General features: G+C 66.5%; 14 protein-coding genes and 1 pseudogene. 10 read left to right on the forward strand and 5 right to left on the reverse strand.

Annotated features, from left to right (window positions below; translation table 11 throughout):
• The first annotated feature begins 313 nt into the window (after positions 1 to 313).
• Positions 314 to 826, forward strand: a complete 513-nt coding sequence (locus ASG92_RS22530) for a hypothetical protein (protein WP_056633643.1) — start codon at positions 314 to 316, stop codon at positions 824 to 826.
• Between the two features lie 140 nt (positions 827 to 966).
• Here ASG92_RS22530 and ASG92_RS22535 read toward each other — a convergent pair whose 3' ends face one another.
• Positions 967 to 1812 carry a hypothetical protein gene (locus ASG92_RS22535; protein WP_056633645.1) on the reverse strand — a complete coding sequence of 282 codons (846 nt, stop codon included), beginning with the start codon at positions 1810 to 1812 and terminating at the stop codon, positions 967 to 969.
• A 354-nt stretch (positions 1813 to 2166) separates the two neighbouring features.
• On the opposite strand from ASG92_RS22535, the gene ASG92_RS22540 reads away from it, so the two are divergent.
• Positions 2167 to 2361 (forward strand): hypothetical protein, encoded by a 195-nt coding sequence (locus ASG92_RS22540; RefSeq protein WP_240987255.1) that lies wholly within the window; start codon positions 2167 to 2169, stop codon positions 2359 to 2361.
• 122 nt (positions 2362 to 2483) lie between these two features.
• Here ASG92_RS22540 and ASG92_RS22545 read toward each other — a convergent pair whose 3' ends face one another.
• Together ASG92_RS22545 and ASG92_RS22550 are read right to left on the reverse strand one after the other, a co-directional pair.
• Complete coding sequence (locus ASG92_RS22545; protein ID WP_056633650.1) at positions 2484 to 2759, reverse strand: DUF2630 family protein; 276 nt, start codon at positions 2757 to 2759, stop codon at positions 2484 to 2486.
• Between the two features lie 307 nt (positions 2760 to 3066).
• Entirely contained in the window at positions 3067 to 5364 is a 2298-nt protein-coding gene (locus tag ASG92_RS22550) for an FdhF/YdeP family oxidoreductase (RefSeq protein WP_056633654.1), read from the reverse strand.
• Between the two features lie 226 nt (positions 5365 to 5590).
• Between ASG92_RS22550 and ASG92_RS22555 the strand changes: the two genes are divergently transcribed.
• Together ASG92_RS22555 and ASG92_RS22560 are read left to right on the forward strand one after the other, a co-directional pair.
• Positions 5591 to 6412 (forward strand): CPBP family intramembrane glutamic endopeptidase, encoded by an 822-nt coding sequence (locus ASG92_RS22555; protein ID WP_056633657.1) that lies wholly within the window; start codon positions 5591 to 5593, stop codon positions 6410 to 6412.
• 32 nt (positions 6413 to 6444) lie between these two features.
• Positions 6445 to 7059 carry a hypothetical protein gene (locus ASG92_RS22560; RefSeq protein WP_056633660.1) on the forward strand — a complete coding sequence of 205 codons (615 nt, stop codon included), beginning with the start codon at positions 6445 to 6447 and terminating at the stop codon, positions 7057 to 7059.
• Here the strand turns inward: ASG92_RS22560 and ASG92_RS22565 are convergent.
• Complete coding sequence (locus tag ASG92_RS22565) at positions 7056 to 8042, reverse strand: adenosine deaminase (RefSeq protein WP_200952061.1); 987 nt, start codon at positions 8040 to 8042, stop codon at positions 7056 to 7058. The genes ASG92_RS22560 and ASG92_RS22565 overlap by 4 nt on opposite strands.
• 114 nt (positions 8043 to 8156) lie before the next feature.
• Between ASG92_RS22565 and uvrA the strand changes: the two genes are divergently transcribed.
• Together uvrA and ASG92_RS22575 are read left to right on the forward strand one after the other, a co-directional pair.
• Complete coding sequence (gene uvrA, locus ASG92_RS22570; RefSeq protein WP_056633664.1) at positions 8157 to 10736, forward strand: excinuclease ABC subunit UvrA; 2580 nt, start codon at positions 8157 to 8159, stop codon at positions 10734 to 10736.
• Positions 10737 to 11013: 277 nt separating this feature from the next.
• On the forward strand, positions 11014 to 11673 hold the full coding sequence (locus ASG92_RS22575; protein WP_056633667.1) for a transglycosylase family protein: 660 nt from the start codon (positions 11014 to 11016) through the stop codon (positions 11671 to 11673).
• A gap of 105 nt (positions 11674 to 11778) precedes the next feature.
• On the opposite strand, the gene ASG92_RS22580 is transcribed toward ASG92_RS22575, so the two are convergent.
• The gene (locus ASG92_RS22580; RefSeq protein ID WP_056633878.1) at positions 11779 to 12306 is read right to left on the reverse strand and encodes a hypothetical protein; all 528 of its coding nucleotides are present in this window, start codon (positions 12304 to 12306) and stop codon (positions 11779 to 11781) included.
• Between the two features lie 279 nt (positions 12307 to 12585).
• Here ASG92_RS22580 and ASG92_RS22585 point away from each other — a divergent pair, with 279 nt between their 5' ends.
• The 4 genes and pseudogenes from ASG92_RS22585 to ASG92_RS30075 form a co-directional block, all read left to right on the forward strand.
• Positions 12586 to 13515 carry an MSMEG_6728 family protein gene (locus ASG92_RS22585; RefSeq protein WP_056633669.1) on the forward strand — a complete coding sequence of 310 codons (930 nt, stop codon included), beginning with the start codon at positions 12586 to 12588 and terminating at the stop codon, positions 13513 to 13515.
• Between the two features lie 8 nt (positions 13516 to 13523).
• Positions 13524 to 14384 carry an SDR family oxidoreductase gene (locus ASG92_RS22590; protein ID WP_056633672.1) on the forward strand — a complete coding sequence of 287 codons (861 nt, stop codon included), beginning with the start codon at positions 13524 to 13526 and terminating at the stop codon, positions 14382 to 14384.
• A 258-nt stretch (positions 14385 to 14642) separates the two neighbouring features.
• Entirely contained in the window at positions 14643 to 14912 is a 270-nt protein-coding gene (locus ASG92_RS22595; RefSeq protein ID WP_346763006.1) for a DUF1622 domain-containing protein, read from the forward strand.
• 90 nt (positions 14913 to 15002) lie between these two features.
• Positions 15003 to 15959: pseudogene (locus ASG92_RS30075) on the forward strand (HNH endonuclease); the annotation flags it as partial.

Below are 15959 nucleotides of genomic sequence, written 5' to 3' on the forward strand. Positions count from 1 at the left end.
TCGGAAGCGCCCGGTGAAACGGTTGGCGACGCCGACCCGCCCGCCCCGGGCGACGCGGGTGCCCCGCAACCGGACAGTGCAACAACAACGGCAGCCACAACCGCGGCCCCTGACAAATTCCCTAGATAACGCAAAGCTCCTCCTTGAGATGCGAACGGTGCTCCCAATTGTGGAGGTTTATCCATCGATTAGGAAAGAGTTGGCGGCCACTGAATCCAAAGCGTTGCCCCTCATAACAAGTGAGGGCTCGATTTCAGGGGCGAGGCGAAGGTTGATAGGGGGTTAAGACATGCCAGAACTCCTAGACCAAGCAATGCCCATTGTCGCAATCGCCGTTGCCGTGGCCGCTGGACTCGTCCTCTCCTGGCTCCTCCGCTGCGTCCTCGTCCGGCTCAACCGAAGGCTCACCGCGCTCCACGAAACGTCCAGGATGGCGCGCCTTCCGCTTCGCCTGACCCTGTGCCTGATCGGCGTCCGGATCGCCCTGGCGCTGACCACGGAGGACGCCGCGTGGCGCAGGAATGTGGACCATGTCCTGCTGATCGCCCTCATCGCCTCCGTTGCCTGGCAGCACCATCCGCAGGCCCTCCCGCATCTGCGCTGGGAAACCATGAGTTCCACCGAGACGCGGCCCTCGCCAGCGCGGCGGCCCCAGCTGGACGCGCATCCGCGGCAGCCCTCCGATCCCCACGATTCCCAGCTTTTCACCGGCTCCATCGAAGCCGTGGAACGCTCCCGTGCGTTCACCGGCTTAGCTTTTCACCGGCTCCATCGAAGCCGTGGAACGCTCCCGTGCGTTCACCGGCCCGGGAGAACAGGTCTTTGAGGACAGGGAAAAGACACTTTCCGCGCACGAGTGACCGTGCTGGCCGGGAACGGCGAAGCCCCGCTGCCGCGGTTGCGGCAGCGGGGCTTCAGACTGTCCGGATTCTCAACCCGAGCGGTCGCGTGCTTCCTCAGCGGGAATCAGTTGACGGTGATGTCCCGGGTGCGGTGATCGTAGCGGATGGTGAGCTGGCCGCCGTCGTGCTGCAGTTCGTGGTTGGCACCATCGAACGCGCCGAACGCGCCGTAGTTCTCCTCCCAAGAGCGGTTCAGCGCGATCTTGAAGGTGTAGTAACCGGCCGGGATGTCAGCCGAGAGCTTCCACAGCTGGTCCAGGACGTCCAGTTCCATCTGCGCTTCGTCGTACTGCGGTGCCCAGTTTTCCGGGGCACCAAGCAGCGTGTTGAAGTCGCCGGCAACCGCCACGGCCTGCGGCTGGTCAACCGCTTCAGCGGAACTCTCGACGGCGGCGGCTTTCTTGCCACGCACTGCCTTGGCGACTGGAGCCACGGCGTCCTCGATCAGCTGGGCAGCCTTGTCCACAACCTTGGCCGTCTTGGAAGGTGCCTTCTCAGACTTTGCGGCCTTCGCGGGCGCCTTCTTCGCGGGCTTAGCGGCTGCCGCCACCGGAAGGGGCGTACCGGCCGGAACCGGAGTCCCGGCGTCGAGCGCTGCGGAGAAAGTCTCAGCGTCCGGGAAGGCGACCGTGGCGCGCAGTCCGTCGTCGGTGATGGTCCAGCCGGAGCGGCCCTTGATCAGCCAGCCGGCCCTGACCAGCTTGGCCGTTGCGGTGGTGAGTGACTTGTGGCCCCGGGGAATGCCTCCGCTGAGCAGCTCAGCTTCGTAGGCGTTCAACGGAACACGGACGAGAGCTTCAGCCAGGACGGCGCCGGCATTCTGGGGATCACCAGACAGCACCCCCTCTGCCAGAACGTCCAGCACGGCCTTAAGCCGGAAGTTGGTGTTTTCTGCGGCGGTCTTGCGCATGGTTCCCCTCATAGAGCGATTGTTCCCCCAGTAGTTTGCCAAGTACACGGTAAATCTGGCGACTTGAAACGGTAAACAGTGCGTGTCGTGACCGACTATGACGAGGATTACACCCGAACTGAGTCTGAAGTCTCGGATTCACAGGCGTCGGCAGCCGTTCTGAACGTCATCGCGTGGGCCCGGAAGCCGCCATGTTTCCCGGGACCCTGAAATGAAAAGTAGGCTTACCATGTAAGCGACCGCAGGGAAGGGACGAACCAGTGAGAACACAGCTCGAATGAAGACGGCTTTGTAATTCCAAACCCTTCGGAGATCCGCGAAGACACTCCGGGTGACGCCGGCGATGACGCGAACGTGATCCGGTTCAGCGAAGAACAGGCGTTGATCGAGGAACAGGCGCACGGCATCCGGCCCCAGACCTACAGTGTCCCCGCCGGCGGCCCCACCATGGACGAAGCTCGCGGAAACATGGACCTGTCCGATGACACCGGCGATGTAGCTTCAGGAGACAGCAGCGACGACGGGTTGCACGGCGGCGCGGAGCAGTAACCCGCTCCCCACTTCCGCCGGTTCCCAGGGGCGGCCGCCTCCGGCGGAGAGGCTCACCGGGCGGAGAGGCTCACCCGGTCCGAGGGTGGACGCCCTCCGCGGTTGGGGCTCCCGCCTGCGACCTACTGCCGGTAACCTTCAACCTCACTCACCGGGCGGGTGTCGGCTTCGTTAGGATCCTCTCCCGCTTTAACCTTGGCCCGGCGCTGCCGCAGCAGATCCCAGCATTGGTCCAGGGCTTCCTCCACCTGCCGAAGCCGGGCCAGGCGCTCCCCCGGATCCGCACCTGCCTCGCCGGCTTCGGAATCGCTTGGTGCACCTGATGCCAACGGGTCGCGGAGCCGATGCTCTTCCTCAACCAGAGCCTGGATTTGCTGCAGAATCTCCTGGTTCTTCATCGCCTTCACTCCTTGGGTTGTGCGGGCTGCCTCACCGGCCGCCGGTCTGGGATTGCCAGCCTAACGACGTGGCGAACCTGGCGAAAGGGCGGCAGGGCACTCCCTTCGGCCGGGCCGAACCGAACCGAAGGCTTGGCCCCACGCATTTCTGCACCTCTTTGGGCTGCCGCACCATTGCCGGCCACCGTGAACACGGGTCCGGCGGCGGCGCCGGCCGGCTAAGCGGTGCAGAAATGCAGGCGCCGGGGTACGTCAGGCCGCTGACCAAAAGCACCCGACAATGACACTGCCCGCAGCAATCTGCACCTCACGCAGTACTGGGCTCCAACCGTACGATGACCGCCTTCGACGCCGGCGTGTTGCTTCCCTCCGCGACGCTGTCCAGCGGAACGAGCACATTGGACTCCGGGTAGTAGGTGGCCGCGCATCCGCTGGCCGTGGGATAGGACACCACCCGCAGCTTCCGCAACACGCGCTCCACGTTGTCCTTGTACACCCCGTGCAGATCCACGAACTGGCCGTCGCTCAGCCCGAGCTCAGCAATGTCCTCTGGACTGACGAAGACCACGTTGCGGCCCTTCTTGATCCCCCGGTACCGGTCGTTGTAACTGTAGATGGTGGTGTTGAACTGGTCGTGCGCCCGGACGGATTGCAGGATCAGCGTTCCGGGCGGCCGCTCCATGTGCTCCAGGTGGTTGACCGTCAGCATGGCCTTGCCGGTGGGGGTGCTGAAGGTGCGGGAGTCCCTCGGTCCGTTCGGCAGGACGAATCCGCCTTCCTGCCTGATCCGGTCGTTGTAGTCCTCGCAGCCCGCCACGACGTGGGAGATGTGCTCGCGGACGAGGTCATAGTTTTTCTCGAATCCGGACCAGTCTGCACTGGTCTTGCCGTCTACGGTCTCGCGGGCAAGGCGGCACACGATGGCCACCTCGGACAGCAGGTTCGGCGCAACGGGCCTTACCCTGCCTTCGGAGGCGTGCACGGCACAGACCGTGTCCTCCACGGAGACAAACTGCGGGCCGGACGCCTGCATGTCGATCTCGGTGCGTCCCATCGTGGGCAGGATGAGCGCGGCCTTGCCGGTTACGGTGTGCGATCGGTTGAGCTTGGTGGAAATCTGGACGGTGAGGTCGGTGTTCTCCATCGCTGCTTCAGCGGCATGCGTGTCCGAAATGGCGGAGACGAGGTTGCCTCCCAATGCCACGAAAACCTTGATGTCGCCGTCGCGCATTTTCCGAATCGTCTCCACGGAGTCCGCACCGGGTTCACGCGGCGGATCGAAGTGGAACTCCTTGCCGAGGCGGTCAAGGAACGCGGGCGGCATCCGCTCCCAGATGCCCATGGTGCGGTCGCCCTGGACGTTGCTGTGCCCGCGGATGGGCGAGGCGCCGGCGCCCGGCTTGCCCATGTTGCCGCGGAGCAGCAGCAGGTTGATGATCTCCTTGATGGTGGCAACACCCTTTTTGTGCTGGGTGATGCCCATGGCCCACGTGATGATGACCCGTTCGGCCCTCAAATAGCGGGCAGCAAGCTCGTCAATCTCGTCGCTGCGCAGGCCCGTGGCCTGGAGGACGGTTTCCTCATCCAGTTCCCCAAGGTGCGCCTTGAGTTCCTCCAGCCCCTGGCAGTGTTCCGCGAGGAACTGGCTGTCCAGGACTGTTCCCGGGTTCTTCGCTTCGGCCTCAAGGACGCGCTTGGAGAGTGCCTGCAGCAGCGCCATGTCCCCGCCCACACGGATCTGCAGATACTGGTCCGCGAGTTCCGTGCCGCGGCCCACGATTCCACTGACCTTTTGCGGGTTTTTGTAGCGGATGAGCCCGGCTTCCAGCAGCGGATTGACGCCGACAATCTCGCAGCCGGCCTGCTTTGCTTCCTCCAGCGCGGTGAGCATCCGCGGATGGTTGCTGCCTGGGTTCTGTCCCATGATGATGATCAGCTGGGCCTTGGCGAAGTCGTCGTAGGAGATGGTGGCCTTGCCGATGCCGATGGTCTGGCCCATGGCCCAGCCTGAAGACTCGTGGCACATGTTGGAGCAGTCCGGCAGGTTGTTGGTTCCATAGGCCCGCACGAACAGCTGGTACAGGAACGCGGCCTCGTTGGAGGTCCGGCCACTCGTATAGAACGCGGCCTCGTCCGGGCTGGAAAGGCCCTTCAGTTTGCCGCCCACGATCCCGAAAGCCTCTTCCCAGCTCACCGGCCGGTAGTGGTCCTCCCCGGCCGGCTTGTAGACCGGCTCGGTCAGGCGACCCTGCATTCCGAGCCAGTACTCAGGCTGTTGCCGCAGTTCGCTGACCGGGTGCTCAGCCCAAAAGTCGGAGGCAATGAGCAGCGGCGTGGCCTCCCACGTCACAGCTTTGGCGCCCTGTTCGCAGAACTCGAACGTCTTGCGGTCGCCGGGATCGGGCCAGGCGCAGCTCATGCAGTCAAAGCCGTCCTTCTGGTTCATCCCCAGCAGCGTCTTTCCGGTCCTGCCCACGCCCATCTGCTTGAACGCCGGCCCCATCGAGTGATAAACCCCAGGCAAGCCCGCGGCCCATTCCTTCGGCTTGCCCACCTCAAGGTCTTTTTCGTCAGCTTCATCCACACGCGGGTTCCTGCGCGGCATGCTGCACTCTCCTTGGCTCGCCCGTGCGGGTTCCTGCCGCTCCGGCCGGGACCCGCCTTCGTGTTCCCCCAGTCACAGGCGTAGCAGGTATAGCAGGCCGCTGCAAGCATTCCGTGTGCGCATTCAACCTGGCTGTTCCGCCGCGGCGAAGCCCGCTGCCTCTGGCGGCCCGGCGCGGGCAGGGCGGACAATTGGACCACCAAACAATGATCGTTTGGAGCCCGTCATGCGCCGTTCCAATGCTTGGCTGAAACACCACAGGCTATTGGCCTTCTTCGTCCTTGCCTATGCGATTTCCTGGTCCTCGTGGCCGGCCTACGCGGCGGGGCTGGTGCCGCGGATGGAGTTCCTGCCGGTGGGCCCGCTGGCCGCAGCAGTCATCGTGATCGCCCTCGCCGAAGGCAGGGCCGGGTTCCGGGCATGGGGGCGCCGGCTTATCCGCTGGCGCGTGGGCTGGGTCTGGTACGCCGTGGCCCTCCTGCTCCCGGCCGTTCTGGTGCTGGCGACGGGATTCATCACCATCGCCTTCGGTGCGTCGGCACCGGGCCTTGCCCGCCTGACGTGGAGCGGGCTGCTGATGGTTTTTGCGATCCGTCTGGTCAATCCCATGGACGGGCCGCTGGGCGAAGAGCCCGGCTTCCGCGGCTACGCCCTGCCCCTGCTCCAGGCCGCCCGCCCGCCGCTCCAGTCCGCGGCCGTTCTTGGCCTGCTGGTGACGGTGTGGCACCTTCCGCTGGTCCTCTTTGAAGGACTGAGCCTGATCGGGCTGCCGACGACGTTCGCCATCACCTTCCTGTACGTGTGGCTGTTCAACCGCACGGGCGGCAGCGTCCTGCTGACCCTCCTGTTCCACAACAGCCAGGGCACGTTCACCGTCAGTTCCTTCGGCTTCACGGGCGCGGACGCCAGCCGCGCTGAACTGATCTACTTCGGCATGGTCGTCCTGGCGGTTCTTGCCACCGTCCTGCTCGACCGCAAGGCCTGGCGCAAGGCACCCCGCTCAGCCACCGCCGTCGGGCGATTTTCGCTCAGGATGCGTCCCATGTAAAACCGGTCACAACCGATACCCAGGAGGAGAAGATGTCCTCACCGCTCGCCTCGGCCGCCGGTCCCATCGCTTTAGTGGCGGGCCTAGTCTTCGCCGCCGTGGACGTCGCGCGCCTGCTCGCCACCGACCGCAGCCTCGACCGGATCGAGATGATGAGGCAGACACCGTTCCAGGTGACCAACGCCTTGTACTGGGTGGTGTTCATCGGGCTCGTCCTCGCCCTGGTCTCCGTGTACTTCCGCTTCGCCGGCCGCACCGGCAGACTGGGCGCCGTCGGCTTCTGCTTCGCGCTCGTGGGCACCCTGGACATGGCCGGCAACATGTGGTTCGACGGATTCGCCGCGCCGTGGATCGCGGACGTCGCGCCCGGCGCCATCCTCGCGGGAGGCTCCGGCATGCTGGCTATCGGCGGCCTGTCCAGCTATGTGCTGTTTGCCCTCGGCTGGATAGTCTTCGGCATTACAGGCTGGCGGGCGCGCATGTTCCCCGCGTGGGCGGGCGTGGCATTCATCGTGGCCGGCTTCCTGGGCTACAACGCGGGCCTGCCGCCGTACGGCATCCCGATTGGGCTGGCCATGGCCGCCCTGGGCTGGTGGATCGTGCGCACCGGAGGCAGAACGGCGGCACAGTCCCCCCGGCCCGCCTAGCCCGAAAGCTCGGCCAGCAGCTCCGCCTTGCGCTCGTCCGTGGCAAAGGATGAAGCGATCGAGTTCGCGGCAAGGCGGACGCGGTCGAATTCGGACAGCGCCATCACCGATTCCAGCTGCGCGAAGTTGTCATCCACATAGCCGCCGAAGTACGCCGGATCATCCGAATGGACGCTCACGTTCAGCCCGGCTGCCAGCATCGCAGGAAGCGGATGGTCGGCGAGCATGTCCACAGCCCGGAGCCGCACATTGGACAGCGGGCACACGGTCAGCGGCACGCGGTCGGCCACCAGGCGCTCCACCAGTTCGGGATCCTCCATGCACCGGATGCCGTGATCAATCCGCTCCACTCCCAGCACGTCCAGCGCCTCGATAATGTACGACGGCGGGCCCTCCTCGCCTGCGTGGGCGATCTTCCGCAGGCCTGCTTCGCCGGCCCGGGCAAACAGCCGCTCGAACTTGGCCGGCGGGTTGCCCACCTCGGCAGAATCCAGTCCGATGCCGACGATCGGCGCGTTCATGGCCAGGAGCGCCTCAAGAACCTCCAGTGCAGACTCTTCGGGCAGATCGCGCAGGAATGCCGCGATCAGCAGCGTGGAAATCCCGAACTCCTCCTGGGACGTCGCCAGCACCGAGGCAACCCCGTTGACGCAGGTCTCCAGCGAGACTCCCCGCGAAAGGTGCGCCTGCGGATCCATCATGATTTCCGCATGCCGCACTCCGGCAGCCGCGGCCCGCGCGAGGTAGGCCCGGGTCATGTCCGCGAAGTCCGCCTCCGTCCGCAGCACGGCCATATTGGCGTAGTACAGGTCCAGGAACGACTGCAGGTCCGTGAATTCGTACCGCGCCCGCAGCTCGTCCAGGCCTGAATACGGCAGCTCGATTCCATTCCGCTCCGCGAGCGCAAAGATCAGTTCGGGCTCCAGCGTCCCCTCAATGTGGAGATGCAGCTCAGCCACGAGCAAGTTCGGCGGTGCTGCCACAGCCTCCGGTTCGTTCAGAAGTGCGGTCGGATCGTTCGCTTCGCCGGCGCCGTCGTAAGTATCCACACCGCAAGAATAGACCCCGGCACAGACATCACCGCTAGAGTCGAACAGATGCGAAGCGAACTGCCTGCTGACTATTTGCCCGAGCTGATAACCGAGCTTGCACCCGGCCATCACACCGACGGCTTTGTCCGCGTGCGGGGTGCGCGCGAGAACAACCTGCGCAGCGTGGACGTGGACGTTCCCCGCGATGCAATCGTCGCCTTCACCGGCGTCTCCGGCTCGGGCAAGTCCTCGTTGGCGTTCGGCACTATCTACGCCGAAGCCCAGCGCCGCTACTTCGAATCCGTGGCGCCGTACGCGCGCCGGCTCATCCAGCAGGGGCACAACCCCAAGGTCGAAATGATCACCGGGCTGCCACCCGCCGTCGCCCTCCAACAGCGCCGGGGCGCACCCAGCTCACGGTCCACCGTGGGCACGGTGACCACCCTCTCAAACTCACTCCGCATGCTGTATTCCCGTGCCGGCACGTATCCCTCCGGCGCCGCACCCTTGGACTCCGACGCGTTCTCCCCCAACACGGCCGCCGGCGCCTGCCCCGAATGCCACGGGCTCGGCATTGCGCATACCGTCAGCGAGGCGTCGCTGGTCCCCGACACTTCGCTGAGCATCCGCGACGGCGCCATCGCGGCGTGGCCGGGGGCGTGGCAGGGCAAGAACCTGCGGGACATCCTGAGCCACCTCGGCTATGACGTGGACACCCCGTGGCGGAAGCTTCCCAAGAAGCAGCGCGACTGGATCCTCTTCACCGAGGAACAGCCCGTGGTGGAGGTGACGCCCGAGCGTGACCGTGTGGCCAAGCCCTACAAGGGCCGGTTCTGGAGCGCCAAGAGCTACGTCCTGCACACCCTGGCCGATTCCAAGAGCAACACCATGCGCGAGCGCGTGCTGAAGTTCATGGAGACCGGACCGTGCCCGCGCTGCGGCGGCACGGGCCTGACTCCGGAGGCGCTGGCCGTGACGTTCGCCGGCCGCACCATCGCCGACCTCAACGCCGTGCCCATGGCCGAACTCGCGGACATCATCCGTCCCACCGCCGAGCTCACCGAAGCCGGAACCGCCTCGCGCAGGCAGGCCTCGGGACACAATGAGGTGGCGGTGGCCATCACCCGCGACCTCCTGCAGCGGGTAAATGTGCTGCTGGAGCTCGGGCTGGGCTACCTGGCCCTGGGCCGTTCCACGCCCACCCTTTCCCCCGGTGAAATGCAGCGCCTCCGGATCGCCACCCAGCTGCGCTCCGGGCTCTTCGGCGTGATTTACGTGCTGGACGAGCCGTCGGCCGGGCTGCACCCCGCCGACGCCGAACCCCTCCTCGCGGTCCTGGACCAGCTCAAGTCCTCGGGCAACTCCGTGTTCGTGGTGGAGCACAACATGGACATCGTGCGCCACGCCGACTGGCTGGTGGACGTCGGACCACGCGCCGGTGAAGGCGGAGGCGAGGTGCTCTACAGCGGCCCGGTGGCCGGCCTCGCCGACGTGGATGCCTCCCTGACCCGGCCGTTCCTGTTCCCGAACGGCGCTGACGGCCAAGCTGACAGTCTCACTGCTGACGGTGCACGGCGGGAACCCGGGGGCTGGCTGGAGCTGCGCGACATCAGCCGCCACAATCTGCGGGAGCTTGACGCCAACTTCCCCCTGGGCGTTCTGACCGCCGTCACGGGCGTCTCCGGCTCCGGAAAGTCGACGCTGGTCAGCCAGGTGCTCGCGGAGGTCGTGGGCTCCCTGCTGCACCCGGGGCCCGATGGCGGTGCCGGCGCGGCGGACCCCTCAGACGCGGCACCAGCGGCGGACGCCGCTGAGCTGGGCACGCCGTTGACGGTGGGTCCCGTGTCCGGCTTGGACCAGGTGGACCGGCTGGTGAAGGTGGACCAGAAACCGATCGGCCGCACGCCGCGATCCAACCCCGCCACTTACACCGGACTCTTCGATGCGGTCCGCAAGGAATTCGCCGCCACGGAGGAAGCCAAGGCCAGGGGCTTCGGCGCGGGACGGTTCTCCTTCAACGTGGCCGGCGGCCGCTGCGAAACCTGCCAGGGTGAGGGCTTCGTGGCTGTAGAACTGCTCTTCCTACCCGGAAGGTACGGGCCCTGCCCTGAATGCGGCGGTTCGCGCTACAACCCGGAAACTCTCGAAGTCAGGTACCGCGGCAAGAACGTGGCCGAGGTCCTGGGCATGACCGTCAACGCCGCGGCCGGGTTCCTCGCCGATGTTCCGGCGGCCGCCCGCAGCCTCCAGACCCTCCTTGAGGTGGGCCTGGGGTATCTCCGCCTTGGCCAGCCGGCCACCGAACTTTCCGGCGGCGAGGCCCAGCGAATCAAGCTCGCCACGGAACTGCAGCGGGCTCGCCGGGGCCACACGCTTTACCTGTTGGATGAGCCCACCACCGGGCTCCACCCGGCGGACGTCCAGCTTCTTATGGCGCAGCTGCACCGCCTCGTGGACGCCGGCAACACCGTCATCGTTGTGGAACACGAAATGGATGTGGTGGCCGCCGCGGACTGGGTCATTGACCTCGGACCTGCCGGTGGCGACGCCGGCGGCGAGATCGTCGCCGCCGGGACGGCAGCCGCCGTCGCACTTTCACCGGACAGCCGGACGGCACCATACCTGGCCGCTGCCCTGGCGTCCTGACGTCTGCCGCGAATCCTGAGGTGAGCGGGTGGGTGGCGCCCTAACTGTCCACATTGATTTGACTGTCGAAAGTTATCTCGATTTGATAACGGACTAGGACTGCCTTACCGTGGAAAAATACCCGCGCCGCGCGGGTCCATGAATGCCCGGTGCTGCCTCCACCAGATACTGCCCGGCCGGCAGACACCGTAATGACCTCTATTTGTCAGGGGCGGGCGGTAGCGCGACGACCTCCGGGGACGGACCGAGCGCGGGTGGCCTCAGGAGCATCCCAATCATGAAGAAATCAACTTTCAGCACTGCCGCGCGCCGCGGAGCCACTCTTGCCGCCGTTTCCGTTGCAGGCCTGGCCCTGTCCGCCACGGCCGCAAACGCAGCAACGCCCACGGCCACCAGCGCCTCCACCTGGGACGCTCTCGCCCAGTGTGAAAGCGGGGGCAACTGGGCCACCAACACCGGCAACGGGTTCTCCGGCGGCCTCCAGTTCACCGCTCAGACATGGGTTGCCTACGGCGGTACGGGATCCCCTGAAAGCGCCTCACGCGCCCAGCAGATCGCCGTAGCCGAGAAGGTCCAGGCCGGTCAGGGCTGGGGCGCATGGCCCGCGTGCGCCGCAAAGCTGGGCCTGAGCGGCGGAGCCACCGCAGCCGCCCCGCAGATCCAGCCCCAGAGCGCCCCTGTCCAGGCAGCACCGGTTCAGACGGCTCCAGTGGCCCAAGCACCGGTAGCCACCGAGGCTCCGACCCAGGCCAGGCACGCTGCGGCAGTCGCCGTGAGCGGCGAGACCTACACCGTGCAGGATGGCGACACCCTCAGCAAGATCGCCGAGAAGCTCGGAGTTCAGGGCGGATGGCAGAACCTCGCCGACGCCAACGCTGACACCATCACCGATCCTGACCTGGTCTTCGTCGGCCAGGTTCTGCAGCTGCCTGCCTGATTATTAGGCTTGGTTGCTGAGACGCCGGGCGGTCCCCTCTTGCGGGGACGCCCGGCGTCGTTGTTGTTGCTTTGGAGTTTTGGCTAGTGCCGCCTGCGGCTGCTTCTAGGCTGCGGTCGGAAGTTCGCGGACGATGCGAACCTTCCAGGCGGCGTCGTCGCTCGTGTCCAGGAGTGCGACGGTGCCGGAGGTGAGGTGCAGGGCAACGCGCTTCGCGTGCAGCAGTTCGAGGTAGAGGTGCTCGTTCATGCGCGAGGGGGTGTCGATGACGAACTTCACGGCGTCGCGCACCTTGCGGTAGTTGTCGCTGCGTTCGCGGTGCCGGTGCAGTTCAAGTTCGTGGCGCTGCTTCACACGCGGTTCGTGGCGGTTCAGCCAGTTCACGGCCACATGCACGCCGATCACCAGGGACAGCGACACGGCGTAAATCCACCAACCCGTGGACATCAGGAACAGCGGCAGATTGGCGATGGCCACGATGGCGATCACAACACGGAGGGCCACCAGGCGGCGCATGGTCAATGCCACCGAGGCAAGTGCCGTGCGGAAGCGGTGCTGCTCCTTGCGGGCGGCCGCGGGATCCAGCGTAAACTCGTCCAGAACAAGGATGCCGTTCGCGTCGGGGCCGAGCATCCGGCCGTACTTGGGAACGAACAACTGAGGCTCCTGTGACGCGTGTGGTTTCGGCTCCTGTGACGCTGCTGACAGGGGCGCTGGCGAGGTAAGAGTCATGTGAAGGCTTCCGGACGCTAGAGAGGTTTCGGCTATCTTAGTGGTTAACACCCCTTGCCGTATGCATCGGTCCACAATGTGAACACTCTCAGTAGCCCGCGCGGCAGCCCGAAGCCATGACTGCATGTGGCCCCCGACACCGCAATTGGCACATCGGGCGCGGGGCGTCAGACTGAAGGGATGCAAACCTTCCTTCCGTACCCCGATTTCCAGCAAAGTGCCGCCGCGCTGGACCCTGCCAGGCTCGGCAAGCAGCGTGTTGAGGCGCTGCAGACACTCCGCGCGCTGGTGATCCCGGAGTACGGCTGGCAGTCCCACCCCGCGATCCGGATGTGGATGGGCTATGTTCCGGCCCTCACCATGTACGGGCTGGCCATGGTGGACGAATGGACCGAACGCGGATTCGCTGACAACACCCGGGCAAACATCCGCGAGTTCGCACCGCAGGCCGCCCACCCGGACTACGCCGCCAAGATTCCCATGCCGCCGTGGCTCGGGGCTCCGGAGCTTCACCTGAGCCACCGCTCGAACCTCATCCGCAAGGACCCGCGCTTCTACACCGAGGTGTTCCCGGGCACCGAGGCGGACCTCGAGTACGTCTGGCCCGAACCACGGCATGAGTTCCTGCCGGAGGATCCTGAGGGCGATGTCCTGTGGATTCTGCGCGAACACGTGGGCGACACCGACCCCGAGCGCCTGGACAAGGTTGCCCTGCCCGCCGTGGGCCGCGCGGCTCAGGCTGCCGGCAAGGCTAATGGCAGCGGGGAATCCGGCGACGACGACTACCAGTTCGTGTACGCCGACACGGGATCGCGCCGGCCGGCAAAGGTCGCCCGCAAGCTCCCGCGCAAGCTCGTCAAGAAGCCGTCGCGGAAGCGGCAGCGCCAGGAAGCAGCCTTCTCAACCCTGCCGGGCAAGTCGGCGGTGGCCATCCCTCTCGAGAACGGCACGAAGTTCGCCCTCGGGATGGTGCTGGGGCGCCCCATCACGCTCGACGACGGCCGCTTCGGCCGCAACTTCAAAGTCACCGACGTTGTGGACCGCTCAGCGTTCGACTACCCCGCCCTGCTGCAGGATCCCCGCGTCTTCTTCCCGGTCCCGGCCCTCTGAACGAGCGTATGACCATCCTCCTCGCCGGCTGCGGCGACCTGGGCACCGAGGCGGGGCTGCGGTTCGCCGCTGCAGGACATCGCGTCGTGGGCTGGCGGCGTTCGCCGGAAAAGCTGCCAGCGGCAATCGAAGGCGCAGCGGCCGACCTGAGCACCGCTGAACTGCCGCCGGTCCCGGCGGACACAACCGCCGTCGTCGTCGCCGTGGCTGCCGATTCGCCCGCTGAGGCGGCCTACCGCGCCGCCTACGTCGATGGGCTGTCGCATGTGCTGGATGCCCTTGCGCGCGACGGCGTGACCCCACGTCGCATCCTCTTCGTCTCCTCCACTGCGGTGTACGGCGACGCGGGCGGAGGCTGGGTGGATGAGGGCACGACGCCGGCACCTGGCGGGTTCTCCGGCCGCATCCTCCGCGAGGCGGAGGAACTGCTGACGAAGCGGCTGCGCGGGACCGGGACCGCGCCCGTGGTGCTCCGTCTGGGCGGCATCTATGGACCGGGCCGCACGCGGCTCATTGACCAGGTCCGAGGCGGAGCGGCAGTCGTCCCCGACGACCCGCGGTACACCAACCGCATTCACCGCGACGACGCCGCGCGCGCGATCGTGCACTTGTGCACCATGGCCGAGGAGCCCGCACCCGTGTATGTGGGAGTTGACGACGATCCTGCCGAACTTGGCGACGTCCTCCGTTTTCTGGCCTCTGAGCTGGGAATGGATGTCCCGCCGTCGGGCAGTGCTGGCGAATCACGCGGCGGCAATAAACGCTGCAGCAACGCCCTGCTCCGCGGGACGGGATATTCATTTGCGTACCCCACATTCCGCGAAGGGTACCGCGACATTCTGGCGGGTGTTGGGGTACGTCATCCTTAGGTGTTCTTTGGCCCTGGGTCCGGCCTGCTTCGGGCCGCCTGGTTTGGCCAGCCTGATTCGGCCCTCCCGATTCGACGAGCGCGGAGGCACTTAGACCGGAACTACGAGGGGCACGATGGATTTTCAGCACATCATTGAAGCAGTCGGCAGGTACATGGATTTCGCCGGCGTGGCCGTGATGGTCATCGGCGCCGTGGTCTCGATCCCAATGGCGCTGCGCGGCTACCAGCCAAGCGACTGCCCGCGGATGCCGAGCGCATGTCCGTTTACCGGTCTTACCGCCAACTGCTGGGGCGCTCCATTCTGCTAGGACTGGAGCTGCTCGTGGCGGCCGACATCATCCGCACCGTAGCCGTCACGCCGACGTTCGAAAGCGTCGGCGTGCTGGCGATCATCGTGCTCATCCGTACTTTCCTGAGCTTCTCGCTGGAGCTGGAGATCACTGGCCGGTGGCCTTGGCAGAAGGAACCGTCCCCAGCTGGATCGGGCGCCTCGCAGCGGCGGGAGTCCGCGGTTTCAGAGACGTAACCCGGCCCGCTGGTGGGGCTGAAATTACCTATCTCGGCCTGATATCCCGGCCCGAGCAATAATGTCAGACCCCTCTGACAAAGTATTCCTATGGAAGCCATCGGGGAAGGCGCAAGCGGTTACGCGGACCGGGCAGCAATGCCTGGCCCGCGTCGTGCCAGGCTGTGGAGCGTCCCCGATTCGCGCGCTGTTGCTCTGGGTGCCGCCGTTGCGGGCGGCCTGCGCACCGCACCCGCCGTGGCGGACGCTTCTGCGTCCGACGGCGGGGCTACCGCCGGCTTTGATGCCGCGGGCGTCGCTACCGGCGTTGGTACCGCCGGCGTTGGTACCGCCAGCGTTGGTACCGCCAGCGGGGATGCCATGACTACGGGGGCAACGGACAGCCTCAAACGCTGCCTGGACCTGCTGGGGGCAGCGGTCGCGTCCGCGCCCGGTGAGCTGGCCCTGGCCGGTTTCCCGGCCGCCGCGGATTTCGCCGAACTGGCCGAGGAGATCTCCCGCGGGGCCGAGTACCTGCAGCTGCTCGGCGCGGCCGCCGTGGACCGGACCCGCACCGAGGCGATCAACGCCGCCGGACGCGCGAGCAAAGCCGCAGGCTGGACCACCGGCTGGGGCAACGACACCGAAAGCGCTGACTCAGGCTCAGCTGCCGCCACTGCACCCGCTGGCACCGGCGCGCCCACCGTCAGTGCTGACGACGGCACCGAAGCCGCTGCTGCCTCGAGCTCCGCTGCCGCTTCCACGTCCGCCTCCGCCGCGGTCCCGGCCGTGTCGCCGGCCGATGACGGATCCCGCAACACCGCCGAGTTCCTCAGGACCCGGCTAAGGATCGGCGCCGCAGAAGCCCGCCGCCGCCTCGCCCTCGCCTCCGCCGTACTCCCCCGCACCGGCATCACCGGCCAGCCCATGCCCCCGGCCTACGAAGAAACCGCCGCCGCCCTCACCAACGGAACCATCGCCTCCCGCGCCGGAACCATCATCACCACCGCCCTGGACCGCGTCCGCCACATCGCCGCCCCCGCCGACCTCGCCCGGATGGAACACACC

Origin of the sequence: Arthrobacter sp. Soil736 (assembly GCF_001428005.1) — a bacterium.
In the GTDB taxonomy this organism is placed as follows: domain Bacteria; phylum Actinomycetota; class Actinomycetes; order Actinomycetales; family Micrococcaceae; genus Arthrobacter.

Bases quoted from the DNA above. Each gene is read 5' to 3' on its own strand.
- ASG92_RS22530 (WP_056633643.1), top strand. From the start codon at position 314: ATGCCCATTGTCGCAATCGCCGTTGCCGTGGCCGCTGGACTCGTCCTC.
- ASG92_RS22535 (WP_056633645.1), bottom strand. From the start codon at position 1,812: ATGCGCAAGACCGCCGCAGAAAACACCAACTTCCGGCTTAAGGCCGTG.
- ASG92_RS22545 (WP_056633650.1), bottom strand. From the start codon at position 2,759: ATGAAGAACCAGGAGATTCTGCAGCAAATCCAGGCTCTGGTTGAGGAA.
- ASG92_RS22550 (WP_056633654.1), bottom strand. From the start codon at position 5,364: ATGCCGCGCAGGAACCCGCGTGTGGATGAAGCTGACGAAAAAGACCTT.
- ASG92_RS22555 (WP_056633657.1), top strand. From the start codon at position 5,591: ATGCGCCGTTCCAATGCTTGGCTGAAACACCACAGGCTATTGGCCTTC.
- ASG92_RS22560 (WP_056633660.1), top strand. From the start codon at position 6,445: ATGTCCTCACCGCTCGCCTCGGCCGCCGGTCCCATCGCTTTAGTGGCG.
- uvrA (WP_056633664.1), top strand. From the start codon at position 8,157: ATGCGAAGCGAACTGCCTGCTGACTATTTGCCCGAGCTGATAACCGAG.
- ASG92_RS22575 (WP_056633667.1), top strand. From the start codon at position 11,014: ATGAAGAAATCAACTTTCAGCACTGCCGCGCGCCGCGGAGCCACTCTT.
- ASG92_RS22580 (WP_056633878.1), bottom strand. From the start codon at position 12,306: ATGCTCGGCCCCGACGCGAACGGCATCCTTGTTCTGGACGAGTTTACG.
- ASG92_RS22585 (WP_056633669.1), top strand. From the start codon at position 12,586: ATGCAAACCTTCCTTCCGTACCCCGATTTCCAGCAAAGTGCCGCCGCG.
- ASG92_RS22590 (WP_056633672.1), top strand. From the start codon at position 13,524: ATGACCATCCTCCTCGCCGGCTGCGGCGACCTGGGCACCGAGGCGGGG.
- ASG92_RS22595 (WP_346763006.1), top strand. From the start codon at position 14,643: ATGTCCGTTTACCGGTCTTACCGCCAACTGCTGGGGCGCTCCATTCTG.